The sequence below is a fragment of the Acidithiobacillus marinus genome (genome assembly GCF_002847505.1).
Classification (GTDB): Bacteria; Pseudomonadota; Gammaproteobacteria; order Acidithiobacillales; family Acidithiobacillaceae; genus Acidithiobacillus; species Acidithiobacillus marinus.
Genome location: NZ_MXAV01000053.1, coordinates 60,077 through 82,242, shown reverse-complemented (window position 1 = coordinate 82,242; position 22,166 = coordinate 60,077). Strand labels below are relative to the sequence as shown.

General features: G+C 51.8%; 30 protein-coding genes and 1 pseudogene. 25 read left to right on the top strand and 6 right to left on the bottom strand.

Annotated elements, in window-relative coordinates:
* Positions 1–18: 18 nt before the first annotated feature.
* From B1757_RS13955 to B1757_RS13900, 11 genes and pseudogenes are all read left to right on the top strand, one after another.
* Positions 19–1,791 (top strand): annotated as a pseudogene (locus B1757_RS13955) (Tn3 family transposase); the annotation flags it as partial.
* Entirely contained in the window at positions 1,725–2,537 is an 813-nt protein-coding gene (locus B1757_RS13950; RefSeq protein WP_101538900.1) for a hypothetical protein, read from the top strand. The pseudogene B1757_RS13955 and the gene B1757_RS13950, both read left to right, overlap by 67 nt.
* 12 nt (positions 2,538–2,549) lie before the next feature.
* Positions 2,550–3,104: a hypothetical protein gene (locus B1757_RS13945; protein ID WP_101538899.1), complete on the top strand. Its 555-nt coding sequence runs from the start codon at positions 2,550–2,552 to the stop codon at positions 3,102–3,104.
* A gap of 116 nt (positions 3,105–3,220) precedes the next feature.
* The gene (locus B1757_RS13940; protein WP_101538898.1) at positions 3,221–3,538 is read left to right on the top strand and encodes a hypothetical protein; all 318 of its coding nucleotides are present in this window, start codon (positions 3,221–3,223) and stop codon (positions 3,536–3,538) included.
* A 130-nt stretch (positions 3,539–3,668) separates the two neighbouring features.
* Positions 3,669–4,019, top strand: coding sequence for a YbjQ family protein (locus B1757_RS13935; protein ID WP_101538897.1), 351 nt, complete (start codon positions 3,669–3,671; stop codon positions 4,017–4,019).
* Between the two features lie 6 nt (positions 4,020–4,025).
* Complete coding sequence (locus tag B1757_RS13930; RefSeq protein ID WP_253253875.1) at positions 4,026–4,646, top strand: uracil-DNA glycosylase; 621 nt, start codon at positions 4,026–4,028, stop codon at positions 4,644–4,646.
* Positions 4,634–5,353 carry a hypothetical protein gene (locus B1757_RS13925; protein WP_101538896.1) on the top strand — a complete coding sequence of 240 codons (720 nt, stop codon included), beginning with the start codon at positions 4,634–4,636 and terminating at the stop codon, positions 5,351–5,353. Before B1757_RS13930 ends, B1757_RS13925 begins: the two co-directional genes overlap by 13 nt.
* A 242-nt stretch (positions 5,354–5,595) precedes the next feature.
* Positions 5,596–5,979, top strand: a complete 384-nt coding sequence (locus B1757_RS13915) for a prepilin peptidase (protein ID WP_101538894.1) — start codon at positions 5,596–5,598, stop codon at positions 5,977–5,979.
* Positions 5,976–6,620: a DUF6904 family protein gene (locus tag B1757_RS13910; RefSeq protein WP_101538893.1), complete on the top strand. Its 645-nt coding sequence runs from the start codon at positions 5,976–5,978 to the stop codon at positions 6,618–6,620. Before B1757_RS13915 ends, B1757_RS13910 begins: the two co-directional genes overlap by 4 nt.
* A 2-nt stretch (positions 6,621–6,622) precedes the next feature.
* Positions 6,623–7,069, top strand: a complete 447-nt coding sequence (locus tag B1757_RS13905; protein WP_101538892.1) for a hypothetical protein — start codon at positions 6,623–6,625, stop codon at positions 7,067–7,069.
* Between the two features lie 70 nt (positions 7,070–7,139).
* Complete coding sequence (locus tag B1757_RS13900; RefSeq protein WP_101538891.1) at positions 7,140–7,445, top strand: hypothetical protein; 306 nt, start codon at positions 7,140–7,142, stop codon at positions 7,443–7,445.
* A gap of 53 nt (positions 7,446–7,498) precedes the next feature.
* On the opposite strand, the gene B1757_RS13895 is transcribed toward B1757_RS13900, so the two are convergent.
* Positions 7,499–8,431 (bottom strand): tyrosine-type recombinase/integrase, encoded by a 933-nt coding sequence (locus B1757_RS13895; protein ID WP_172437737.1) that lies wholly within the window; start codon positions 8,429–8,431, stop codon positions 7,499–7,501.
* A gap of 282 nt (positions 8,432–8,713) precedes the next feature.
* Here B1757_RS13895 and B1757_RS13890 point away from each other — a divergent pair, with 282 nt between their 5' ends.
* From B1757_RS13890 to B1757_RS13880, 3 genes are read left to right on the top strand one after another with little or no spacing between them, the layout of a single operon-like run.
* Positions 8,714–8,983 (top strand): hypothetical protein, encoded by a 270-nt coding sequence (locus tag B1757_RS13890; protein WP_101538889.1) that lies wholly within the window; start codon positions 8,714–8,716, stop codon positions 8,981–8,983.
* On the top strand, positions 8,980–9,552 hold the full coding sequence (locus B1757_RS13885; RefSeq protein ID WP_101538888.1) for a hypothetical protein: 573 nt from the start codon (positions 8,980–8,982) through the stop codon (positions 9,550–9,552). Before B1757_RS13890 ends, B1757_RS13885 begins: the two co-directional genes overlap by 4 nt.
* Entirely contained in the window at positions 9,549–10,085 is a 537-nt protein-coding gene (locus tag B1757_RS13880) for a hypothetical protein (RefSeq protein ID WP_101538887.1), read from the top strand. Before B1757_RS13885 ends, B1757_RS13880 begins: the two co-directional genes overlap by 4 nt.
* A gap of 12 nt (positions 10,086–10,097) precedes the next feature.
* On the opposite strand, the gene B1757_RS13875 is transcribed toward B1757_RS13880, so the two are convergent.
* From B1757_RS13875 to B1757_RS13865, 3 genes are read right to left on the bottom strand one after another with little or no spacing between them, the layout of a single operon-like run.
* Complete coding sequence (locus B1757_RS13875) at positions 10,098–10,292, bottom strand: hypothetical protein (protein ID WP_253253874.1); 195 nt, start codon at positions 10,290–10,292, stop codon at positions 10,098–10,100.
* A 35-nt stretch (positions 10,293–10,327) separates the two neighbouring features.
* Positions 10,328–10,735 (bottom strand): hypothetical protein, encoded by a 408-nt coding sequence (locus tag B1757_RS13870; RefSeq protein ID WP_101538885.1) that lies wholly within the window; start codon positions 10,733–10,735, stop codon positions 10,328–10,330.
* Complete coding sequence (locus B1757_RS13865; RefSeq protein WP_101538884.1) at positions 10,725–11,009, bottom strand: HU family DNA-binding protein; 285 nt, start codon at positions 11,007–11,009, stop codon at positions 10,725–10,727. Before B1757_RS13865 ends, B1757_RS13870 begins: the two co-directional genes overlap by 11 nt.
* Before the next feature lie 212 nt (positions 11,010–11,221).
* On the opposite strand from B1757_RS13865, the gene B1757_RS15540 reads away from it, so the two are divergent.
* The 9 genes from B1757_RS15540 to recJ all read left to right on the top strand — a co-directional run bounded on the left by B1757_RS15540 (position 11,222) and on the right by recJ (position 17,213).
* Positions 11,222–11,395: a hypothetical protein gene (locus B1757_RS15540; RefSeq protein WP_172437736.1), complete on the top strand. Its 174-nt coding sequence runs from the start codon at positions 11,222–11,224 to the stop codon at positions 11,393–11,395.
* A gap of 30 nt (positions 11,396–11,425) precedes the next feature.
* Positions 11,426–12,097 (top strand): hypothetical protein, encoded by a 672-nt coding sequence (locus B1757_RS13860; RefSeq protein ID WP_101538883.1) that lies wholly within the window; start codon positions 11,426–11,428, stop codon positions 12,095–12,097.
* The gene (locus tag B1757_RS15245; protein ID WP_143484294.1) at positions 12,094–12,327 is read left to right on the top strand and encodes a hypothetical protein; all 234 of its coding nucleotides are present in this window, start codon (positions 12,094–12,096) and stop codon (positions 12,325–12,327) included. The genes B1757_RS13860 and B1757_RS15245 overlap by 4 nt, the downstream gene beginning before the upstream one ends.
* Complete coding sequence (locus B1757_RS15240; RefSeq protein ID WP_172437735.1) at positions 12,278–12,811, top strand: hypothetical protein; 534 nt, start codon at positions 12,278–12,280, stop codon at positions 12,809–12,811. The genes B1757_RS15245 and B1757_RS15240 overlap by 50 nt, the downstream gene beginning before the upstream one ends.
* Positions 12,812–12,890: 79 nt before the next feature.
* A complete protein-coding gene (locus tag B1757_RS13850) occupies positions 12,891–13,559 on the top strand; it encodes an EAL domain-containing protein (RefSeq protein ID WP_101538881.1) in 669 nt (222 codons plus the stop codon).
* Positions 13,535–14,230: a hypothetical protein gene (locus tag B1757_RS13845; RefSeq protein ID WP_143484292.1), complete on the top strand. Its 696-nt coding sequence runs from the start codon at positions 13,535–13,537 to the stop codon at positions 14,228–14,230. The genes B1757_RS13850 and B1757_RS13845 overlap by 25 nt, the downstream gene beginning before the upstream one ends.
* Before the next feature lie 134 nt (positions 14,231–14,364).
* Positions 14,365–14,904: a restriction endonuclease gene (locus B1757_RS13840; protein ID WP_101538879.1), complete on the top strand. Its 540-nt coding sequence runs from the start codon at positions 14,365–14,367 to the stop codon at positions 14,902–14,904.
* Between the two features lie 167 nt (positions 14,905–15,071).
* Positions 15,072–15,347, top strand: a complete 276-nt coding sequence (locus tag B1757_RS13835) for a hypothetical protein (RefSeq protein WP_101538878.1) — start codon at positions 15,072–15,074, stop codon at positions 15,345–15,347.
* A gap of 135 nt (positions 15,348–15,482) precedes the next feature.
* Positions 15,483–17,213, top strand: coding sequence for a single-stranded-DNA-specific exonuclease RecJ (gene recJ / locus B1757_RS13830; RefSeq protein ID WP_101538877.1), 1,731 nt, complete (start codon positions 15,483–15,485; stop codon positions 17,211–17,213).
* Positions 17,214–17,231: 18 nt separating this feature from the next.
* Here the strand turns inward: recJ and B1757_RS15630 are convergent, their stop codons facing one another.
* On the bottom strand, positions 17,232–17,438 hold the full coding sequence (locus tag B1757_RS15630; RefSeq protein ID WP_216360884.1) for a hypothetical protein: 207 nt from the start codon (positions 17,436–17,438) through the stop codon (positions 17,232–17,234).
* On the opposite strand from B1757_RS15630, the gene B1757_RS13825 reads away from it, so the two are divergent.
* Positions 17,431–18,051 (top strand): hypothetical protein, encoded by a 621-nt coding sequence (locus B1757_RS13825; RefSeq protein WP_216360883.1) that lies wholly within the window; start codon positions 17,431–17,433, stop codon positions 18,049–18,051. The genes B1757_RS15630 and B1757_RS13825 overlap by 8 nt on opposite strands.
* 690 nt (positions 18,052–18,741) lie before the next feature.
* Positions 18,742–20,448, top strand: coding sequence for an IS1634 family transposase (locus B1757_RS13820; RefSeq protein WP_101538875.1), 1,707 nt, complete (start codon positions 18,742–18,744; stop codon positions 20,446–20,448).
* Positions 20,449–20,771: 323 nt separating this feature from the next.
* On the opposite strand, the gene B1757_RS13810 is transcribed toward B1757_RS13820, so the two are convergent.
* On the bottom strand, positions 20,772–22,130 hold the full coding sequence (locus B1757_RS13810; RefSeq protein WP_101538873.1) for a hypothetical protein: 1,359 nt from the start codon (positions 22,128–22,130) through the stop codon (positions 20,772–20,774).
* Positions 22,131–22,166: the final 36 nt, after the last annotated feature.

Genomic DNA, 22,166 nt, shown 5'->3' with positions numbered 1-22,166 from the left:
GTTCCGTTGGACTTCAAACCCCTCAAGTTGCGGGCCGCGCCGGCGGCCCAAGACCTGCTCGATGCCATCGAAGTGATCCGCGACCTGTATGACAGCAACGGCCGCAAAATGCCCGCTGACGCCCCGACCCGATTCATCAAGCCGCGCTGGAAAAAACTGGTGGTCACCGGGGACGGTATCGACCGGCGCTACTACGAGCTGTGCGCCCTGTCAGAACTCAAAAATGCCCTGCGCTCCGGCGATATCTGGGTGCAGGGATCACGCCAGTTTAAGGATTTTGACACCTACCTGATCCCCGCCGGGCGGTTCGATGATCTCACTCAGGCCGGCGCCCTGCCGCTGGCAGTAAACACCGACTGCGAAGCCTATTTGCAGGAGCGCATGGCGCTCCTGGAACAGCAGCTCGCCAGTGCCCATCAGCTGGCGGCCGCCGATGACCTGCCGGATGCCATCATCACGGACTCCGGCCTGAAAATAACCCCGCTGGATGCGGTGGCGCCGGACGCAGCGCAAGCACTGATTAATCAGGCAGCGGCGTTGCTGCCGCACATCAAAATCACTGAAGTGCTGATGGAGGTAGACGCCTGGACCGGATTCACCCGCCACTTCACGCACCTGAAAAACGGCGATGAGGCCCGGGACAAGACCCTGTTGCTGACAGCCATTCTCGCCGACGGCATCAATCTGGGATTGAGCAAGATGGCGGAATCGAGCCCCGGCATGACCTATGCCAAGCTGTCCTGGCTACAGGCCTGGCACATCCGCGACGAGACCTACTCGACGGCCCTGGCCGAACTGGTCAACGCGCAGTTGCGCAACCCCTTTGCCGCGCATTGGGGGGACGGCAGCACCTCGTCATCGGATGGTCAGCGCTTCCGCGCCGGTGGCAAGGCCGAGAGTACCGGGCACGTCAATCCGAAGTATGGGGCGGAGCCCGGGCGGCTGGTCTACACCCACATCTCCGACCAATACGCACCGTTCAGCAGCAAGCTGGTCAACGTCGGCGTGCGCGATTCGACCTATGTGCTCGATGGGCTGCTGTACCACGAGTCGGATCTGCGGATCGAAGAGCACTACACGGACACGGCCGGCTTCACGGATCATGTCTTCGCGCTGACGCATCTCCTGGGCTTTCGTTTTGCACCGCGGATCCGGGATCTGGGGGAAACTAAACTGTTTCTGCCCAAGGACAGTCCCGGATATGACGCCCTCAAACCGATGATTGGCGGCACCCTGAACCTCCAGATCATCCGCGCCCATTGGGCAGATATCCTGCGCTTGGCGACATCCATCAAGCAGGGAACCGTGACAGCCTCACTCATGCTCCGGAAGCTCGGCAGCTATCCGCGTCAAAACGGTCTGGCGGTGGCCCTGCGCGAACTGGGGCGCATCGAGCGTACGCTGTTCATCCTCGATTGGCTGCAAAGCGTGGAACTGCGCCGGCGGGTGCAGGCGGGACTGAACAAGGGGGAGGCCCGCAATGCGTTGGCTCGGGCAGTATTCTTCAACCGGCTGGGGGAGATCCGGGATCGCGGCTTTGAACAGCAGCGCTACCGAGCCAGCGGCTTGAATCTGGTGACGGCGGCTGTCGTGCTGTGGAATACCGTGTACCTGGAGCGGGCAGTCAGCGCCCTGCAGGAGCATGGGCAAGTGGTCAACGAAACGCTGCTGCAGTACTTGTCTCCCCTGGGCTGGGAACACATCAATCTGACGGGGGATTACCTGTGGCGGCGGAGCGCCAAGCTCAAGCAGGGCAAATATCGGTCGCTGCGGCCCTTCGCGGGAGCTTAACGTACTTTAAATTCCGTTTCCTGAAGCGACCCCATAATGTCAAAATCCGGAATCTGCGGCTTTCGGAAAAGCAGCGCGGCCAGGCATTCGAGCTCATGGAGGTGGATGGTTTCATTGACCGCATCTCCGACAATGAGATCTATGACTTCACAGAGGATCATGTGGGCTATGGCTTGGGCTTCGCCGGCCGGAGCGGCGGTTATCTCTGTCTGACCGAAGTGTACTTCGAGGGCACCGGATATCGCTCCTGGTGCCGTTCTTGCAGGCAGAGAAACTACTGTTCTGTACTGGACGCGGACGCATTGTCGTCAGAAGAACTTGCGATCGCGAACAAGGTGATCGGCAACGGCGGCGTCTGGTTCACCCATGTGTATCTGGAAGAATCGGAAATCAAGGCGCTGGACATGCCGGAAGACGAGAAAATAAAACTCATCAACCACTACAAGAACCAAAAATGGCTTACTGTCAGCAATCGTTGCGGGAAGTGTGGTGCCAACGGTGAACAGGGTCGCGTCAATTATATCCAGCAACCCTTGCGGAAGATCGTCAGACCACTCCATGTGAACAAAGACGATTTCCACAAAATGTCCGCCGATGAGCTGAAAGTCTGGACAGATTTAGTCTGTGACTTCGACTGGTGTTGTGACCTCATCCGTATGAATCTCATCGACGCAACGGAGAGGTGCCGCATTGTTGAAGAAGATGTCCAGGTAACAAAGACCATCAGAACCATCCAGTGTATTTAAGGAGAAAAAAGCATGTTTGATAAGCACGATGTTGTACAAAATGGGTTTGCGGCAGAAATTGTTGTCGCCGACAAGTCGTTACTGCGGTTCTGGGTACTCGAAAACAACGCATCGCTCACCGAGCGCTATGCCATCGTTTTCGATTTACCGGAAGAGACGTATTTCATCGACCCGTGTGACAAAGACGATCGCGAACTCCATGTGGTCACCATGGACCGTCTTGGCCATACCACGGCCACCAGCACCGAAGAGGAATGGTTGGCCATGGTACTCAAAAATTCGGTTACCCCGCAGCAGGACAACGGATTCCATGCCATTCCTTTCTCGCAACTACCCAATCGTTGCCAGAACACGGTGATGCAGCAAGTGGAACGCGTGTTACTGGGCACAACCGATAAGGAACCCATGAATCAGGTATATCGGGTAACCCTGCAATACAAAAACGGGAGCGTGGTTTCTGAGCCATACATAGCAACCAATGAACAAGAAGCCGTTGAAGTCGCCACAGTAATGCCGAAAGACGCGACAGTCACGGAGGTGCGTCGCGTAAATTACGTGTCCCTGTAGTCATTTTCACGACAACAGACCGCCGATAGAAAAACCCAGAGCCTATCTCTGGGTTCATCCAGCCTGAAAAGGCATAACCATAGACGCGCAAGCGTTATTTTCAACAAGGAGCACTCATGAAAACTGCAATCATCGTACTGGCCGTCACCTACAGCCTGGCTCACGCCCTGTTCGCCCTCGCGGCAACGCATTGCGAACTGGCCCACGAGGCTTACGGAACCCCGATCAAGGTTTGTCAGAAATGGCAGGTCAAAAATCGGCAAGAAAAGGCTCGCGAGCAAGTGGAAGGGAGTCTTTTCAAAGGACCTCAGCCCGCTTGCTCAACCATGGGGGAAGCCGGGGCGTATCACAGCTTGCACGCATGTGAAGCAGCCAAGATGCAGCAGCAGGCCCGCAACACACTGAATCATCAGATGGAACAGAGCCTGTTCTAGCAGAATAAAGTGTCGATTGGAGGGGTTTTTACCCCTCCTTTTTTTGTTTTTGTACCCATCTTTGTCGTCAAAAGTTTCTATATCCGCGCTTTTCGTATAGGATAAAACCTTTAATACGGAGGAGTAAAAAGTGCCAGCCATCATCGCCACAACAGATAATATACCCGGTCATCGCGTCACCGAAATTATGGGGGTCGCTTTTGGCACGGCCGTAAGGTCCAGAAACGTCGCCGGCAACTTTATGGCGGGCGTAGCCGCCGTGTTTGGCGGGAAGCAGAAAGGCAATATCAATCTGCTCACCAAAACCCGCGATGACGCCATCCAGTCCCTTGCCGAACAGGCCGAATCCATGGGGGGCAATGCGGTACTCTCCATGCGCTTCGACTCTGGGGAATTTGATTCGGGCGGCGGGAACATTATGGAAGAAATGGTGGCTTATGGCACCGTGGTCAAAATAGAACTCAATACAAAAACAGCATAAAAAGTCATGCACTGCAGCAAATGTCAGGCACTTTGCGCATCGCGCAGCACGATCGTGGATCCGGACTTGCCGGCAATGGACGCACCCTGTCGGGTTCTAGTGATCGGCGAGGCTCCTGGCGCCGAAGAGGATAAGGCAGGTAAAGGATTCGTCGGCAGAGCAGGGCAGACCCTGCATCATTTGATGGAAGCGAATGGATTTACCCGGGGCAGGGACTACGGGTGCGCCAATGTCGTTCGTTGCCGGCCACCTGATAATCGCAGACCAACGCCACGGGAAGTATTTAACTGCCTCCCGCTTTTAGCCGATACCATACGCGTGGCGAATCCAACGGCGGTCGTGACGGTAGGGGAGACATCCACACGCGCTATCACCGGCATCATGGGCCTTTACCAAAACATCCAGGCATTACATCAATACCAACAAGATCCGCATCAGGCGGAGATGCTTTGCCATCCGGAAATAAAAGCCGCCTGGCCAGCGGACACCCTGTTGATACCCATGCCGCACACCAGCCCGCTGGCGTGGAATCGGAATGCCCCCGGTGGGGAAAAATGGAAAAACATCGGGGAGCGACAGATCATCCTCGCAGCATACATCAGGGATCAAACCGCATGCAGAAAATAACCACCGTCATCAAGGCGTCTTGGCAGATCTGGAAACAGGCGAAACTGGCGTTTTCCGGCCTTGGCGCACTGGCCATCGCACTGTCAGTGCTCCAGATTTATGTACAAGAGGGCATGAAAACCTTTAATGCAAATGGGGGCGTATTCCCTGTCGGATACATTCTGGTGGCCGTGCTCGCTTTACTGGTCCCGACAATAAACGTCACCACCAACGCCCTGGGCGCGTGGGTCATGGATAGGCGTACTGGAGACAATGCTGCAGGCCTCTCCAAGATGTCGTACATCATCAAAAAACTGGGCGCTCACAGAGCGCAAAAAACCATCGCCTTCTTTTTCTTTTTCCAGTTATGCGTGGCACTGAACTATCTTTTTGTGAACCACTCCGAAAGCATCGTGATCGGGGTGACCGCATTTATTGTCACCGGCCTTGAGCTGTTCCTCATCCCACTTTCCGTATATGGAGAAGACACTACCTGGTTGCAGGCCCTGGCTCTCTCGCCAAAGATACTGGTCAAAGAGTGGCTTACCATTCTACTCCTCTGGATACTGGCGACGATTACCGTGATCGCCAGTATGATTACCTTTGGGGCCGCCCTCATCATCGCTATCCCAGTTTATGAAATAACCATTTTAGTCATATCGAGTGAATATTGTGATCAAAGCACCGCAACTCCGGAGAAAAACACCTACGCCATGCGCAGCCGCTGATGTGGCCGCAACCGACAAGCGCAGGGAATTGGCAGAACCCACAAGGCCAGGGGCACCACAAGGTCATCGCCCCTCGTGGCATTATCCAAAGGATATACAGACCACCGATTGGCGCGAGATACGGGATAACGCAACCGGTGACGGACAGCACCTTTCTGGAGGCAGGCTGCAGACTGGAAGCAATCAAAGCGTCAATGACAAGGCGGTAAAAGTCATCATAAAAAAACGAAGAAAATTGCAAAATGGATGAGAAAACATTTTTCATTCTTTGGTTTTTTGCCATAGGGGCATTATTCGGCAGCTTCATCAATGCCATGGCCTATAGAACGCGGCACCGAATATCTCCCATTGCCCACTCCCGATGTGAGGGTTGTGGTCACAACATCCAGCCATGGGAAGAAATACCGATTATCAGCTGGTTTATCCTGCTGGGGCGATGTCGGCACTGCGGGGCCAGGATAACCATCCGCATGGTAGCGACAGAAACAGGTATGGCCACCCTGTACGCTGCAGCTGCCAGCATGTTCTACCAGGATTTGACCCGTCTGGTGATTCTTTTGCTGGGAATCACCATAATCGTGTACATCGGGCTGACGGTTAGCCAATCAAAAGGAGAACACACATGATCGAGTTCGAGCTCTCCCCGCATCATGCCGGCGTTACCCTGTGGGGCGAGTACGACGCCCTGAGAAGGCTCCACACTTTCATTCATCGCGTCGTTGAAGAGAGTATTTTCATCGAGCGAAAGGATGGCTTTGTGTTGGCGTTGGCCTATGATTTTCGTAAGGCATACGAAAACCAGAGAGAAAGGACGTACCGCAGCAACGCCGAAGACCAAAAAATCCGGATCTACGGGGTGGGAATTGTGTGGCCGATGCTCCTGGTGCAAGTCGGCGTTCTCCGGCAGGCATTGGCGTTCATGCCGGGGAACAAGCTCGATCAATCGCTGATGTTCGAGCTGGAATATGTGGTGGAACTGGCCCTGCAAAAAGCCTTGCCAACCTTAACCCACGAAGAAATCGACCGCATGATCTACGGGATGAGCGGTGGCCCCTATAAACATCTGGAAAACATACTGGATAGTCGTTGCCGCTATTTCGTAGGTCTTTCCCCCGAAAAACGCCTGAAATCCTTGCCCATGCTGATGGAGACTTTTAACCCGATGCATGAATACTTGGCCTCTGCGGGAATCGATACCAGGCCGGGTATCATCCATCCTGATGCCTTTATAGACAGCGAGAGATGTTGGCCGGACTTCGAGTGGTAAAAATGTTATTGTCGCATACAGTGCGCTTTTGCGAAAAAATCCAAGTTAGACGTAGCCCGGATCAGGTCATTGGCGGCGCGTCGCACCCGTACTTGCTGCGTTGGTTTTTGTTACCAAAGAATCGTTATTTTAATGTGTACTTACACGTTTTCTTGCGCAGTGACGACGACCGCGCCATGCATGATCATCCATGGCACAATATGTCCTATTTGGTTCATGGTGCATATATCGAGCATCGCCAAAGTATCGGAGGCCTGGATAGCGATCAATTACAACGACCCGGGAGCATTGTTTTCAGAAAAGCGACACAGGCGCATCGCATTGAGCTGATAGATGACGCACCTTGTACATCTCTTTTCTTTACTGGTCCAAAAATTCGTGAGTGGGGATTTTATACCCCGCAAGGCTGGGTCCATTGGCGTGATTTTCTGGACAACCCCAATGCTTAACCCAGCATTGCGAGGGTTCCAGATGTAAGGGAATGTTATAATATATTTTTATCAATCAATGGGGGCCGTTATGGAAGGTAGCGAAGAAAAGTGCGTTGGCTATATCCAGCTTGTGTATTTTGATATTGCTGCGGACAATATCGTTATTCTCGGTGGCGCGGGATTCGCGAGCTCTGTCGAAGCTGCATGGGATAACATCACGGAGTTTTCTGGCAAATCCAGCTTTATGGCGGATCTCATGGACGATGAGTGGAGTATTGTCAAAGAAAAACAAATATCTGCTGAGACGTGCGAATGCTTGATGGGTAAACCCATCGCCCAGCTAATCGCGGAGGGCCGCGCCAAGCTGGCTAAAGACTACCCAGGACCTGATTAACACGATGAGTCCGGTGCGCGGAGCCAGCGTTAGAGTGGTGATTCGCGCACAGATCAAGCCGGCCGTAAACCCCCGCCACCCTCAGCGACATGCTCATAAAAAGACAGGGTAGTGGCCAGACTTTGATGCCCCAGCCATATCTTAACTACTGCCGGCGGACAGCCGTTACGGAACTGGCGCGTCGCAAAGGTATGCCGGAGCACATGCGGTCCCATTCGGTTTTTCGTAAAACCCAAGCTCTCAAAAAGCTGAGAAACCATGTAATGCACGCCACCTGCCGTGAACGGGGCGCCCAGCGCATCACAAAAAAGCCAGGCCACCGCATCAGGCTGGCAACGACGATGCCGCACCAAAAAGGCCTGGCGGATCTCTACATACGCCAACAGCTCTTGTTGGAGTTGATCGCACAACGGGACTTCGCGCTCCTTGTCCCCCTTGCCGATCACACGCAGCGTCGGGTGGGTACTCTCCAGGGCCAGATCCTCTAATTTCAGATGAATCGCCTCGCTGACGCGCAATCCGGTGAAGTAGAGCAACCGGACCAACTGAAAACGCCGCAGGGTGGTGAATGTCATGCCCTCTGGGTGAGGGAACACCCGAGTATGCTCCAGGAGCTTTTTTTCTTCCGCTTCAAAAAGCGTGATGGGCAATCTTTTGGGTGCTCTTTGGCGAGAGCGTCGTCTATCAAAGAAAGCGGCCCTGGCTGGATTATCCACACACAATTCACTTTCGATCAGATAGTCATAAAAAGATACGAGAGCCGCATGACTGAGGTTTACCGTAGAAACAGACCAGCCGCGCATATCCCGCATTTTTGCAATATAAGCAGAAACCAGCAAAGCAGAGCCATCTAGCGGGGATTGTTTCTGTGCGGCCAGCCAGCGGATAAACCACCAAACATGCCGTTTATACAACTTCGCAGAAGATGCAGAAACATGCGGGAAACAGCGCGACAAGCGCGATTCGTCCCAAGCGGGTTCTTTCATCACCAACCTCCAAAATTCCAGCGTTTCAGTAGGCACAGAGGCCCCGTTTCTATCGAACGAGCGCCCGGCACGGCGCTTTAAGGGGTACCGACCAAGGCTATGGATCATTCTACTAGATAAAATAATTGATTTCATCTAGTAGGAACCATATAGAGAGACATCCAAAGGGGCAGGGGCGCCGGGCACAACGCGCCCTGGCGAAAATTACTTTCATTCAGTAGGGAGTTTCTCACTATAGCTTGCCGTGCTATGATAGAAATGTGTAAAAAAGGAGGTTATCACATGATTGACACAGAAAATCCATCGAACTTGGAAACAACCCACATGGTCCCAGCATCCTCAGAAAAAACCAAAAAGCTCCAGACTATCCTGGGCGGCGAGGACTACATCGATTACGTATCTGCGGCAGCTCGCGTCAGCTTCGGACGAAAATTGACTAATCGTGAAATGGATGACTTTTTGATGAAAAAGGCTATTTCGCTGCTGGTGGAGCGGATTAACACCATCCGGCTTGAAAGTCAGACCACCTTTGTGGAGATGGATCGTTTGTGAAAAAGGCAATTGTTCAGATGGATGGATTGATAGCTAACTTTTCACCACTATGGAATAAACTCCATCTGGGTGAAGATTTTCAATACCCAGCATCAAACCCTATAAAAAGAGGTTGGATATGGTCAGAACTCGAAAAGTATCCAGAGGTAGCGCCGGACTATAACCAGGATGCAGTCGAGTTCTGCGCTTTGCTGCAGGGGAAGGGATATCGTATTTTTGCCATAACACACATCGAACCAGAGCATAACAAACGATTGTGGCGAAATATGCCAGAAGCGTTACAAAACGCAGTACAGATCATCCATGTCACGGATCGCCAAATCGCCCAGACCTTGAAGACAGAAGGGATAACCGATCCAGCGGCCGCCATCATTATGGACGATGAACCTATCCAGGTCGTGGCCGACCAACTAGGCGCAGTAATCTTTAGCGTGAAGCAAAACACGGATACCGAGCCGATTTTTCCGATCCCCATGAATGAGCCCATGGAGGCCGCTTGGCGGGTGGCCCACACAGAACGACAAACCATCAAGAGATTTACGGCAAACATGCTTGGAGAAATTCCATGAATGGAATATTAAAAAACCTGATCGCCCAGGGAACCGCATCGGAAATTGCGGTCATCGTCGAAAAAGCAGCAACATCGATCGTGCCGGACACGCATGAAACCGGACAGATTCAGCAGCTCGGAATGGCTATTGGGCATTTGCTGACTTGGCTGCGGGATAGTCAGGCGATCCAGATCGACGAAAAGGACATTGGCGAAATCGCGGAATACAACGAAATTTACGCGCTCGTCATCGACCGACGTATCCCCATAGAATCGCGCCAGGCAGCGATTGATTACCTGAACACCTATATCGGGAAAAACCAGAAACTCCGCGAAAAACACGAAGGCCTGGAGGGCGCCATAAAAGCCGGATTAAAGATCATGGAACGACAGGTTACAGAAAACCCATCCGAAAAATGGGCCGAAGAAAATGCAAAGCGCGTGGAATATGCCGTACTTTCTGGGCAGGATTGGCAGAACAATCAGCCGGTAACGATCAAAGGTCTGGAGTTTCTCATGGCACAGAGAACGCCATTTGATACAATAAATTGATTAAAAAAGGAATCACAAGACAACCCCAGACAAAGCGCTCCTGGCCGCCACCTCCTGCAGCAATCCCAGCAACACGGTATTGCTCTGACCACGCCGAACATTCCGATAAGCAATACCCAACTGCTCAATCAGGGCTGCGTCACTCAAAAGAGCATTATCACCATTACTTAACACCAACTGCTGGTCTTTTGCTCGTTTTTTTCGCATTCGTTCCGCGCTCGTAGCCATAGGCACCACCTCAGCTACCTGGTTTTCCGACTCAACCCATGCGCCGCAATCAGCTTGTCCCCATTTTTCTTGAGCGCAGCCATATCATGGTCAGAAGCTATAACCATCTGTAGGGCCCCTAGAATATGGGCATAACCCATATCAGGAGCGATTCGCCCCCACGCCTTTTCAAAAGCACGGCGTTCACGCTCACGCCTGCGTCGATTTTCCGGGGTTTCAGAGAGCCTCTCACGGCGTTCACGGATAGCATTCAACTTCTTCTCCATGCGAGATTTCAGAGCCATTTCTTCACGTTGGAGATCCGCGAGAATTTCCTCCCGCGTCCGACGGTTACGCTGGGGTTTGCTCCCAGAAGCCGGTTTCTTTTTTTCTCCACGAACAGGGCGTAAAGGCGGCCTATGATCTACCACTTCACCGGTCAATGTTGACCCCATCCCGCAATGACTTGCTTGGCTGAAACTTGACGACCGTTTTGGCAGGTATCTGCAACCGTGCACCCGTGGCAGGATTAAAGCCAGACCGTCCGGCACGCTCCTGCAAGGAGAGTGAACCCAAACCGGGGATAACCACGCGCCCGTCGCGGCGGAGCACCTCTATAAAGGACTGGGATACGTCATCCAGGATTTGCGCGGCCTCGAATCGAAGGGTGCCTGGACGGCGGTTCAGGAGTTCTTTGACTATTTTAGACTGATTCATAAGCGCACCTATGGTTAAATTACATAGTCGAGTTTAGCAATTTTAAGAAAAAAAATAAAACGATGACATCATACACACGCGTCCACGGACGGGCTACCGCCACTATCCCAGCTGTCAGCACCGGGCGATGATCACGCTAAAACGGCTGATAGACATGCTTTTTATGGTACATTATCAGACATGAAACAGTCCAAAGTAAGGAGAAAATCGCCATGCTGATCGCCGCCATCGCCGCCGCTTTCGTGATCCTCATCCTGATAAGGATGTTTTTCGTTGTAATCAAGTGGGAAATACGCTGGGATATGCGCATTTTTGAACTTGGTGTACACTGCTTTTTGCTTGGAGCCATAATTACTGTTCCACTTATGTTATATATGGGGTATTGATATATCCCTTAAGCCAAAAAGGAACCCATCATGTCGGAAGATGTTTCACCCTATTATTCAGCACAACGCCAAGAGCTTTTCCGCGAACCACAGCCAACACAGCAGATCGAAGAAGCCAAGCCTATCCAGAGCGACCCGGACCTCGACCTTCTTTTTAGCGCCGTGAGTCGCCGTGAAGAACACATCGTCGATGAAATACTACGCTCGAAATCTCGGGCAGATCAGGCGCTCAACCTGGCCCAGTTCGCGATTGCCACACAGCTCGATCAGCCCGCGATTAAAGCCATTGTCGGACGGGCCCTGCAAGACAGCAAAAAGGATATCGATAACAACTGGGAACAGATTAAATCCAGGATACATCGCGGCCGCGAAAAGCAGAGGCTCTACCAGTCGCTCATCCGGGATATGCGCACCTACCAAACGGAACTAAAAAGCTTTGGGAAAGTGGGACGCTGGGCCTATGCCAAAGCCAGACAGAAGATCAGCCTCCTCGAAAAAATAGCCACAGTCCAGGAGGAAGCCCTGACCGCCAGGCAAAGCAACATGAACATCTATGACGAAATCACCCATCTCCACGAACAGATGAACCGGATTATCGATGATTTCGTACGACTGATGGATCAGGCCCTGAAGCCCTATCGCGTATCGCTACTCTCCATCGTCCCTGTTGAAAAAACAGAAGAAAACGAGGCATTCACATGAAAAAACCAAAGCAAAACAACGACACAGAACCAATCATGCGCATGCTGGAAAAAATGTATGTACAACGGGTTCGTGATTTGCGAGAGATCGAGCAAGCCCTTAAGGACATCAGAAAAATCAATAAAAAGAGGGAAAATGAACAAGATAGAGAGCAGACAGAGCAAGAAATGGTGCAAAGTGATGATCGTTATACTGGTAACCTGCCTTTTCCCATCCCTCGCTCAGGCTGAACCGGTCCACATTCTCATTCAAAAAACAACCGGGTTTGTCGTTGGCTATAACGGGCCGGAACTGGCGTTATTCCTGAACCCTAATAACGCCAAAGGCCATAAACTCTACATGGCTATGATCCCTTATATGGCCCACAATCTGTGGCACCTGTATGTCATACCGGTGGGCAGGGCAACGAACAGCACGTTACGGGCCGCCGCTGAAATAGGTGCGGGGAATGTTCAGGCCGCCATTGCCATGGATGAAAAACACTATAACGCGCTCACCCATCAAGGCGGGTACCCCATTGCAGCAGCACAGAAGTACCCCGCCAGGATTCGCCAGATTGCCGCTGTTCGGGCCAGTGAAAATAACCAGATTCTCCAGAAACTGGTCCACGGAATCAGTCCGTGCCTGGTATGGGAAATCCATGGCAGATGGCATACCCAAATAAATCCATCGCTCAAAGACATAAAAAACATTGTTGTAAGCATAGATAAATAAGGGTTTTCCGTTTAAATGATGCGATTAATAGCAGAAAGTGCTATTGTTTCATTATTGTTTCACCCCAAAAGAGCCATCCATGTCGAACAGCCAGCGCGTCCTCTACGGAAACCGTCTACTTTGCAAATACCATATTGAGCCTATTGCCGATATCCAGACCCGGAAAACGGTCGGATACGAGATACTCTGCAGATCACAGCCCTACCCGGAAACCACGGACGAATGGCGAACCTGGGCGGCCTACCTGACAGACATCGCCAATGATATCGCCGTCCCGGGCACGTTCGCCGCCATCAATATGGACAGCCAGCAACTCCATGATCCGGTCATCGCCGACACGCTCTCAGCTTTAAATAAAAACATCGTCATCGAGTGGACGGAAAAGCCGGGGGGAACGCCCATAGAGGATACAGCGGCAATTCTCCAAAAGCTCAGAAACAAACAGGGCATTCGCATTGCTATTGATGATGCAGGCGCAGGTGCGGATGGCATCCAACGAATCATGGCCACACATCCAGACTTTGTAAAAATAGATGGGAAGCTCATCCAGGCAGCCACCATTCATAGGGACCCTCTCGCCTTCGCCGGGATTGAAGCGATTGCCCATATAGCCAAAATGGCCGGGGCCACTTTAGTCGCCGAGTGGGTAGAGAGCGAAAGAGAGTGGGAAATTTGTCAGCAGTACGGGATCAATCTGGTACAGGGTTTTTATGTGCAGGAAGCATGCGAAAAACAACGGCGCATATAAGACCCCTGGAAAAAGTCGGGCTCCACTTCGTTGGGGGCTGGATGACAAACACCACGAAACTCATGTGGGCGCACCCGGGCCGCGTCATCATCGCTACGACCATGGCCGCCATCGCCATTTTTTCATCATCACCCTGGATGGGACTGTTCTTCTCGATACCGGTTTTTATAACTGGGCTGCCAAAAGCCAGGAATCTCCGCACAAAAGCCATAGGTATTTTGATTGTATCCAGCGCCATTCTCGTGTCTTTGTATACCCTCTCCATGGCGCTGCAAACGGCGCCATGGGCTTGGATGACGCCAAACTTTTCGCTCAAGGCACTGGTGATACTGGCGCTCTGGGCGCCTATCGGCAGCACACCGATGATTCCTTTGTTCACGATTCCGGGGCTCTTGGAAGGTCAATCGTTAAAAGAAAGCATAGAAACCGGATGGCGGTTTTTCAGAACCGGGTTCTGCCAGCCCAACCACCCGGATGCGAATAACCTGAAGAGCGGCCAGCAAAGATTCGCGATCCTGCTGGCCTACGCCTGGGTCACCATGTTCATGGGGCTGTCCATTTTGCTACTCATCTTCCGCATACCACAAGCAGAAGTCGTGGCATTCCTGAATCTGCCATTGATTGTATCTGCACCTTATTTTGTGACTGTAGTTCGCAACTCCATGGAATAGCAGGGGGTACGGTTTGGCACAATTCATCGGATCACTCATATTTGTATTGCTGGTAGCCATTCTTATGCTGCTCTATTCGCGATGGACCCAGCAGCCCAACCCTTTAGGAAAAACCGGACAAAGAGGAACGGAAAATGTGGTCGATGACCCATCTCAAAACCCTGGTAGTGAGAGCTTTAACGATCCGGGGGAATCAGAAGGCCGCTCATAAAGCGGGGCATAAGCACAGAATAACCCAAGGAAAAAAGAGCATCAAAAAAATCTCGGACATCACGGGCAATGACACGCAAGCAACTTTCGCCCGCCGACTGGCATATTTGCGCTCCATCGACCCCCTGGTGTTTGAAGAGCTGGTCCTGGAAGCGTTTCAGCGCGATCGATACCCCATACGCCGCAATCAGCGGTACACCGGGGATGGCGGCCTGGACGGACAGGTATATATGGATGAAGGATGGTGGGCTATTCAGTGCAAACGCTACCGTGGTGCCGTCAACAAGGCCCATATTGAACAATTCCGGGTGGACGCGCAGAGGGAAGGTTGTGTGGGCGGAATTTTCGTCCACACCGGGAAAACCCCGAAAAACGGCAAGCACCTTGCTCAAGGCGTTACCATCATCTCCGGCAGCAGACTCACCAGCTGGCTCGCAGGGGAGTGTCCTCTACGCGAAAATTGACAATAATCATCTAAAAAACTACGATAAAGGCTCTTACCACCCATCATCTTTTCGATGAAAACAGCAGCCCGGGAATCTGCGACGCAATATGAGGCCGGTTTTCAACCAGTAGCGCCTCTCTCTTCATACTATCGGTGCGAAAGCGCCTTTTCAAAAAAGGAAAAGTCATGTCTCCATTGACCGTCATTACCATTGTTGTGATTACGCTTTCATTCGCCACGGGATGCATCGGCTATTTTGCCGGATATGTAGATCGCGTGACAGGGCTGGATGCACGGTGGACATTGATGATCGTCACATTTATTGTGCCGACAAGCATCGTCCTGATCGTCATCATGAACACGCAAGCAAGCATAGACTTCCGACAAGCATTTGCTTTCCTGACCCTCCCGATTCTCGCGGCAGGAACAGGGGTATTACTCGGGGGTGTAGATTTCAAGTAGATTTCAAGTAACCGACTAGGCCCTTTATGGGCCTATTTTTTTGCGCTTTCTCGCCATTTTTTACCATGAAAACCAGATATAAGTGGTAAAATATGTCTCATATAAAGAAGCAGAAAAAGGCAATAAGGAGTATCCGTGAAAATTCTTACCAGAGAAGTAAATCCAGAATACCTCGCAACTCTCAAGCAGGAAGGCTTAAGCGATCTGCTGGCCAGAATCTATGCTGCGCGGGGCATTAAAACCACGAGCGAGATCAGGCAAACCATCAAGGATATAGAAGGCCTGGAGAAAATGAAGGGCCTCCAAAAGGCCGCAGAAAGAATAGCAGACGCCATAGAAATGGCGCATCACGTTGTTATTTCAGGAGATTTTGATGCCGATGGGGCCGCGAGTTCAAGCCTGCTCATAGAAGCCATCGAAAAAATGGGCGGGAAAACCCCAGTGCTCTTCATCCCGGACAGGATCAAACAAGGATACGGACTATCCCCGAGCCTCGTTGCAGATATGCCAGAAGGCATCGATCTCATTATTACGGTGGATAACGGCATATCCAGCCATGCAGGGGTAGAAGCCGCTAACCAGAGAGGCATGACGGTCATCATCACGGACCACCATTTACCCGGAGACACCCTACCCAATGCCTACGCTATCGTGAATCCCAATCAACCCGGCTGCGATTTTCCCTGGAAAGGCACGGCAGGGGTCGGGGTCGCCTTTTATGTAGCAGGCGCAGTGCGGGCCGAACTGGAGCGCCGAAACTGGTTTGAACAGCAAGGCATCCCCAAGATGAGCCTGATGCCATTGCTGGACCTGGTGGCGGTAGCCACCATTGGGGATGTAGCACCATTTGAAAAAAACAATCGAATCCTGATTGCAGAGGGTATCGGCAGAATTCGCTCTGGCACCTGCCGGCCCGGGATTAAAGCACTGATAGAGGTCGCCCGAAGAAATGCGGAACATATCACCGCAACCGACATCGCTTTCATGCTGGCCCCACGTATCAACGCAGCCGGACGATTGGCCGACATGAAGAAAAGCGTGCGCTTGATGCTGGCCAAGACCGAAGCCGAGGCCATGCCTATCGCACAGGAGCTCGATGCCATGAACCGCTCACGCCAGGACATTCAGGCGGAAATACAGGAAGAAGCAGACAACATCCTCAAGGAACAGCAGCAAAGTTTAGGCGACGTGGGATACAGCATCGTGGTCAGCAATCCCCAATGGCACGAAGGTATTATCGGCATCGTGGCGGGAAAAATCCGGGAGGCCTACCATCGTCCGACCATTGTTCTGACCAAAGCGGAAAACGGTGAATACAAAGGTTCAGGGAGGTCCATACCGGGGCTCAACCTGCGCGATGCTATCGCAGCAACCGACACACGCACCCCTGGTATCATCACGCGGTTCGGCGGCCATGCGGCCGCTGCGGGTTTGATGCTGGTTGGCACCGAGGAGGCCATAAAGACTTTTGCCGTGGCATTTGAAAAAACGGTAAAGGCCATGCTAGCCGAAGCTGACCTGGTAGAAAACGTCGTGACCGATGGGCCATTGGATGACCGTGATTTCACCATGGAAAACATAAGAGCTATTGAAGATGGCGGGCCATGGGGTCGAGGCTTCGAGCCACCACTTTTTACGGGCAGATTGCATTTATACGAAGTCCAGGAAGTAGCCAAAGGAGGGTTAAAATTCCAGACCAGAATTGGGAAAAAGCTCGTTAAAGGGATTTGGTTCAGAAAAGGGAAGTTCGCCGAACAGCCCATTCCGGAACCGGGACAGTCTATTGCCTGCACGTTCACCCCGACGATCAACCGGTTTCGCGGCAACGAAAACTTGGAAATCATGGTAACCCAGGTTTTTGATTAGCGGTCAAACTGGTTTGCTTCACAGCGCGTAGCTTTGGCGGCGACTGTAAGGTGTGCTATTTTCACGCAAACATCCTGCCCATTCCGGCCAGCGCTGTTTGCGCAGCTGCAGGGACATCAAAAATCGAGACATCAACGAGGGTAAATTGAACAACCAAAAACCTGTCATCAGACTGGCCAGCCGCCCGGCTACGCAAAAAATCCAGGAACTGTTTGAAATGAACACAGAGGACTTCATTGCAGAAGCGAATACATCAGCGGTCATCATGGAAAGCTTGACCGAAGATGAAGGCGAGTACCTCTATGCCGTGATCTGGGGGAAGGTCGAGAAAAGATACTGGTTCCCCTATATTTTGGTCATCGACAAAGAACACCGTACGCTCATTACCGTTGTCGCACTGGTGAAGGATGACGAAATAGGCGGTGCCTGTGTTTTTGTCGCCAAAAATGACTTAAAAAGAGGCATACCCAAACCCGCCCCGAGGCAATATATTCTGGCCGCCGCGCAAAAGAGGGGTATCGGCATCCCCTTATGGATTGACCTGGTGTATTACCCGGAGACTGCAGCACGCTCCGAGGGCAGAGGCGGAAGCGCCGCCCGGGTGGATGTGACCGTCTCCGTCCGGTATAAAAGCCAGGACATGCTGTTCAGTGGCGGAAAGGATATTCCGGCCATGCGCTTTGATCGTATTAGCGCCTGCATCCAACGCGCGATTGATCGGGCAAAGAAAAAGGAAACTCCGGAGGATCCCATAACCCACATGACCGGAAGAGTAACCGTCAAATCCACGGGCGAAGTGATTATGGAAGAGGTGTTGATGGGCGATGCCAAGGTTTGAACGCACAAACGGGAACCACACCACCAGCGCACATTTCGCATATATGCCTCAGTCTGCGCCGCCGGATAGGTCTGTGGTGAGCGCATCACCGGTAATCTGACGCTCACGACGAATGCCGCTTTTTGGTGCCACGCGCTTGAGTCGATGAGTAAAGTATTTTTTAGTCCAGCTGAAATCCGCGTAAACTTCGGGAATTACTTCATAGCAGCCGACGTGACAGACCAAGCCGCATAGCTAATCAGCACACTGCAATGTCTGGAATAAATGACTCTCAGCCTGGATCGGCGGCTCTATCATTGATGAGCGAGCTTCGCGAAACATCTGAATCGAGGCTTCAGAAACGATCTGGGATCGGAAGTCATCTTGGTTTTTCATCTCATCCAGAACAATCTGGAAATGGCCTCTATGCTCAACACAAAATTGATCTATGCGCTAGATAGACTCCCGCAATACGGCCCGATAAAGCTTTTTAGGATTGTGTGATTCCGGCGAATGGGATTTTTTTGGAGGTCAACAAAGAAGACATTACACCCGAGTTCGACAGTTCATCAGCAAAAATCGGCAATTTCGTAACGCCACTCCAGCATTCATAGGGGTTTCAGCGCGACTTTTATAAAACTTCTGTGGTGGCACGTTTCAATTCTTTTACTCTTTCATTGACACGACGATGAACGCTGATAAAGTGGCGGCATGCATGTGAAAATAACCACCTCCGGCAGCCGCCGCTATGTTCAGCTTGTGGAGTCCTACCGGGATGATGCCGGAAAGGTCAAAAAGCGAACCGTCGCCACACTGGGTCGGCTGGACCAGGTCGATAGTCAGTTGAATGCCGTGATTTCGGGCCTGATGAAGGTCAGCGGGCAAACACCCGCAGCGATGCCAGTGGTTTCTTCCCCGCCGTCCATCGCGTTTGAATCTGCGCGTGCCTTGGGCGATGTCTGGGCCCTGACTGAACTGTGGAAGGAACTGGGATTCGGGGCGCTGCGCCAGGTATTCCGCAAGACGCGCCATACGACCGATGTGGAAGCGCTGATCCGGGTGATGGTCCTGAACCGGCTCTGTGATCCCGAATCGAAACTGGGCGTCTTGCGCTGGGTGGAAACCGTCGCCTTGCCGGATGTGCCTGTAGCAGCGATTACCCACCAGCAACTCCTACGCAGCATGGACGCCCTGATGGAGCAACAGCCTGCCGTCGATGCTGTGGTAGCCGGACTGTTGCGCCCCCTGATCGATCAGGACCTGTCCGTAGTCTTCTATGACCTCACCACCATCCGCAGTGAAGGCTTGGTCACGCTTCCCCGAGACGTCCGGCAATTCGGGATGGCCAAGGAAGGCCTGATTGCCCGCCAGTTCCTGCTGGGGGTCGTGCAGACGGCAGAGGGTTTGCCGATCTACCATGAGGTCTTCGATGGCAACACCGCAGAGACCAAAACGCTGCTGCCGACCCTGGGTAAAGTACTGGAGCGCTTTCCGACGGTACGGCGCCTGGTGCTCATTGCCGATCGCGGTTTGTTGAGCCTGGACAATCTGGAGGCCTTGCAGGCGATCCGGCTGACCAATGGACAGTCTCTGGAGTTTATTCTGGCCGTGCCGGGGCGGCGATACCATGAATTTACCGATCTGCTGGATAGTTTCCAGCGGGAGTCGTGCCACACGGCTACGGAAGAAGTCATCGGTGAGCGCCCCTGGAACAACCTGCGGCTGGTCATCGCCCATGATCCCATGACGGCGGCGGACCAGACCGCCAAGCGGAATGCGCGGATTGAGGCACTGCTTACCCAGGCTGACCAATGGGCGGGCAAATTGGATGATCAGGATGCCGGCAAGAAACACCGGGGCCGCAAGCTCTCCGACAGCGGGGCCAAGGCCCGCTTCTACCATGCCGTCTGCGAGGCGCATTGTTCGCGCATCATCCAGGTGGACATGGCCGCACAGCAGTTTAGCTACGATATTGACGAAGCTGCACGGACGCGGGCGGAGCGCATGGATGGCAAGCTGCTGCTGGTGACCAATGTGCAGGACCTGTCACCGGCAGAGGTCGTGGCCCGCTATCAGTCTCTCGCCGATATCGAACGGGGCTTCAAAGTGCTCAAATCCGAGCTGGAAATCGGCCCGGTCTACCACCGCCTGCCCGACAGGATACGGGCGCACGCAGCAATCTGCTTCATGGCGCTGATTCTGCATCGGGTCATGCGCAGTCGTTTACGGGCGAGTCACACCGGGCTGACGCCGGAACGCGCCCTGGAGCAGCTACGCCGCATTCAACATCACCAGATCCGTCTCAATGATGCCCCGCCGGTAGCCGGGGTGTCTTCCATCCACGATAGCCAAAATGAGGTTCTGCATGCCCTCCGGGTAAAAAAACCGGCCGCGTCTCAGCAACTAACGCTGTTGTAGTGGAGCGTTTTGAAATAGTTATAAACGATATCAATCAGTTGCGAGATTAACTGTCGAACTCCGGATTACACGTCACGCTCAATGCGATTCATCAAGCGGAATGTAGCATTGCGTGGCTCTCGGTACTTTCGGATATTAGACGTGGTATAGAGTGATACCCCTCTCTTTTCCCACTGGTACGCCGGGATTCCATCACGGTCGATCTCGAAACGCAGGAGATTACACTTGAGCTGGTAAAACCAGGTCGCAAAAGCCCGCACCTTACTGGATGGCAATACGAAGCCACCCAGCCCGAGGTGATCCATCGTAATGCCTAGGCATCTCTAGTGGCTATAAAAAATGACACTTTGTTTTAGTTTGAATTTTTTAGCTTTCTTGAAAGAACACTTACCGGATTCTTGCATGGCAAACAAGAGCCCAGATGGATAAGTTACGTTAACCATTTTTTTATTTAATACGGTTATTGTGCTACCGTTTGTCGATGTGACAACACCACAAACTGTATTGTAACCAGTACGAGCCTTGAGCATCCATTTTTTCAGCCCGTGCGGACCAGCATGGCCGCTGAATTTTATGTCTGGCATAGAATTCAGGACAGTTATGATTGATTTTTCTGTTCTTGGTGCCGGGATGTACAACTTAGAGATATGTTTAATCGAGACTCCTGGCGTTACATACACCCATTTTCCAGATCTCGACAGAAACTTAAAAAAGGCTTGGCTGTTAGTGTTAAAGTATGAATGATAATAATGACTATATCTCGTGGTCATAAGATGAACTGAAGGATCATTAAGCCAAGCACTAAATTTATTTTGTTTAGAAATGTATCCTATTTTCTGTTTTTGAGAGGCACCACGTTTAAGATAGACAAAATCTTCGCCATTTGCACTTCTGATCGATTTTTCGATATAGGATAGCGGCAGGAATCCAGAGTAATAAACATCCATTCCGTTATCTTTCTTGGGTTCTCCATCAGTATTCAATACTACCGGGCTGAGACTCAAAAAAGCTGGTTGCGGCGTGGTCCCAGAACAAGAATATTGAGAACTACAAACTTGGGCTATGATAAATTCGTTACCCATTCTTTCTTCAAGATAGCCGCGAAACAGATTATTTCTGTGCTTGAACAGCTCCGCAATATTAGCACCATCAAGAAATCTGGCATTATTAAACATGCGACTCTTCTTGCCAATATTTTCTAAAGCATAAAGCGGCAACTCTGAATAATTCTTTGAGCACACAATATGGTAAGTATCGCCACCATCCTTTGCGATGTCACCACTGGTGTTTAACGATAAAGGGGCTGCGCAAGATATACCACCGTACATATTCTTGCCAAAAGAAACTGTGAGGCTATTCACCAAAAACTTACGCATAGCATCATACGTCGCATGCATCGTAAACCCGCAATAGGAGGTATTCGATACACCTGTACTAATGGTTGCGCAACCATTTCGATTAAAATCAATTTTTGAAACTTGCATAGACGGGGTTATATGCTGTAAAAAATTGATTTGACCGTATATTTTTTCACATGAATGTGTGTCATTTTTGCCAAGCGCATTTAAGATGCATACATCTTCATGACCACCAGCAAAAGCTGGTGTACTTAACACAAACAAACAAGACGCGAACGCCATGATGTTTTTTTTAGAAGAAACGTCAAACTGAACATCCAGCATATCTAGCTCACCTGTAAATGACGGGTTATAAACTGC

What these genes read in the sequence shown, in the direction of transcription:
- B1757_RS13945 (WP_101538899.1), top strand. Translation starts at nt 2,550, where the DNA reads ATGTTTGATAAGCACGATGTTGTACAAAATGGGTTTGCGGCAGAAATT.
- B1757_RS13940 (WP_101538898.1), top strand. Translation starts at nt 3,221, where the DNA reads ATGAAAACTGCAATCATCGTACTGGCCGTCACCTACAGCCTGGCTCAC.
- B1757_RS13930 (WP_253253875.1), top strand. Translation starts at nt 4,026, where the DNA reads ATGCACTGCAGCAAATGTCAGGCACTTTGCGCATCGCGCAGCACGATC.
- B1757_RS13925 (WP_101538896.1), top strand. Translation starts at nt 4,634, where the DNA reads ATGCAGAAAATAACCACCGTCATCAAGGCGTCTTGGCAGATCTGGAAA.
- B1757_RS13915 (WP_101538894.1), top strand. Translation starts at nt 5,596, where the DNA reads ATGGATGAGAAAACATTTTTCATTCTTTGGTTTTTTGCCATAGGGGCA.
- B1757_RS13910 (WP_101538893.1), top strand. Translation starts at nt 5,976, where the DNA reads ATGATCGAGTTCGAGCTCTCCCCGCATCATGCCGGCGTTACCCTGTGG.
- B1757_RS13905 (WP_101538892.1), top strand. Translation starts at nt 6,623, where the DNA reads ATGTTATTGTCGCATACAGTGCGCTTTTGCGAAAAAATCCAAGTTAGA.
- B1757_RS13900 (WP_101538891.1), top strand. Translation starts at nt 7,140, where the DNA reads ATGGAAGGTAGCGAAGAAAAGTGCGTTGGCTATATCCAGCTTGTGTAT.
- B1757_RS13895 (WP_172437737.1), bottom strand. Translation starts at nt 8,431, where the DNA reads ATGAAAGAACCCGCTTGGGACGAATCGCGCTTGTCGCGCTGTTTCCCG.
- B1757_RS13890 (WP_101538889.1), top strand. Translation starts at nt 8,714, where the DNA reads ATGATTGACACAGAAAATCCATCGAACTTGGAAACAACCCACATGGTC.
- B1757_RS13880 (WP_101538887.1), top strand. Translation starts at nt 9,549, where the DNA reads ATGAATGGAATATTAAAAAACCTGATCGCCCAGGGAACCGCATCGGAA.
- B1757_RS13875 (WP_253253874.1), bottom strand. Translation starts at nt 10,292, where the DNA reads ATGCGAAAAAAACGAGCAAAAGACCAGCAGTTGGTGTTAAGTAATGGT.
- B1757_RS13865 (WP_101538884.1), bottom strand. Translation starts at nt 11,009, where the DNA reads ATGAATCAGTCTAAAATAGTCAAAGAACTCCTGAACCGCCGTCCAGGC.
- B1757_RS15540 (WP_172437736.1), top strand. Translation starts at nt 11,222, where the DNA reads ATGCTGATCGCCGCCATCGCCGCCGCTTTCGTGATCCTCATCCTGATA.
- B1757_RS13860 (WP_101538883.1), top strand. Translation starts at nt 11,426, where the DNA reads ATGTCGGAAGATGTTTCACCCTATTATTCAGCACAACGCCAAGAGCTT.
- B1757_RS15245 (WP_143484294.1), top strand. Translation starts at nt 12,094, where the DNA reads ATGAAAAAACCAAAGCAAAACAACGACACAGAACCAATCATGCGCATG.
- B1757_RS15240 (WP_172437735.1), top strand. Translation starts at nt 12,278, where the DNA reads ATGATCGTTATACTGGTAACCTGCCTTTTCCCATCCCTCGCTCAGGCT.
- B1757_RS13850 (WP_101538881.1), top strand. Translation starts at nt 12,891, where the DNA reads ATGTCGAACAGCCAGCGCGTCCTCTACGGAAACCGTCTACTTTGCAAA.
- B1757_RS13845 (WP_143484292.1), top strand. Translation starts at nt 13,535, where the DNA reads ATGCGAAAAACAACGGCGCATATAAGACCCCTGGAAAAAGTCGGGCTC.
- B1757_RS13840 (WP_101538879.1), top strand. Translation starts at nt 14,365, where the DNA reads ATGTGGTCGATGACCCATCTCAAAACCCTGGTAGTGAGAGCTTTAACG.
- B1757_RS13835 (WP_101538878.1), top strand. Translation starts at nt 15,072, where the DNA reads ATGTCTCCATTGACCGTCATTACCATTGTTGTGATTACGCTTTCATTC.
- B1757_RS13825 (WP_216360883.1), top strand. Translation starts at nt 17,431, where the DNA reads ATGAACACAGAGGACTTCATTGCAGAAGCGAATACATCAGCGGTCATC.
- B1757_RS13820 (WP_101538875.1), top strand. Translation starts at nt 18,742, where the DNA reads ATGCATGTGAAAATAACCACCTCCGGCAGCCGCCGCTATGTTCAGCTT.
- B1757_RS13810 (WP_101538873.1), bottom strand. Translation starts at nt 22,130, where the DNA reads ATGCTGGATGTTCAGTTTGACGTTTCTTCTAAAAAAAACATCATGGCG.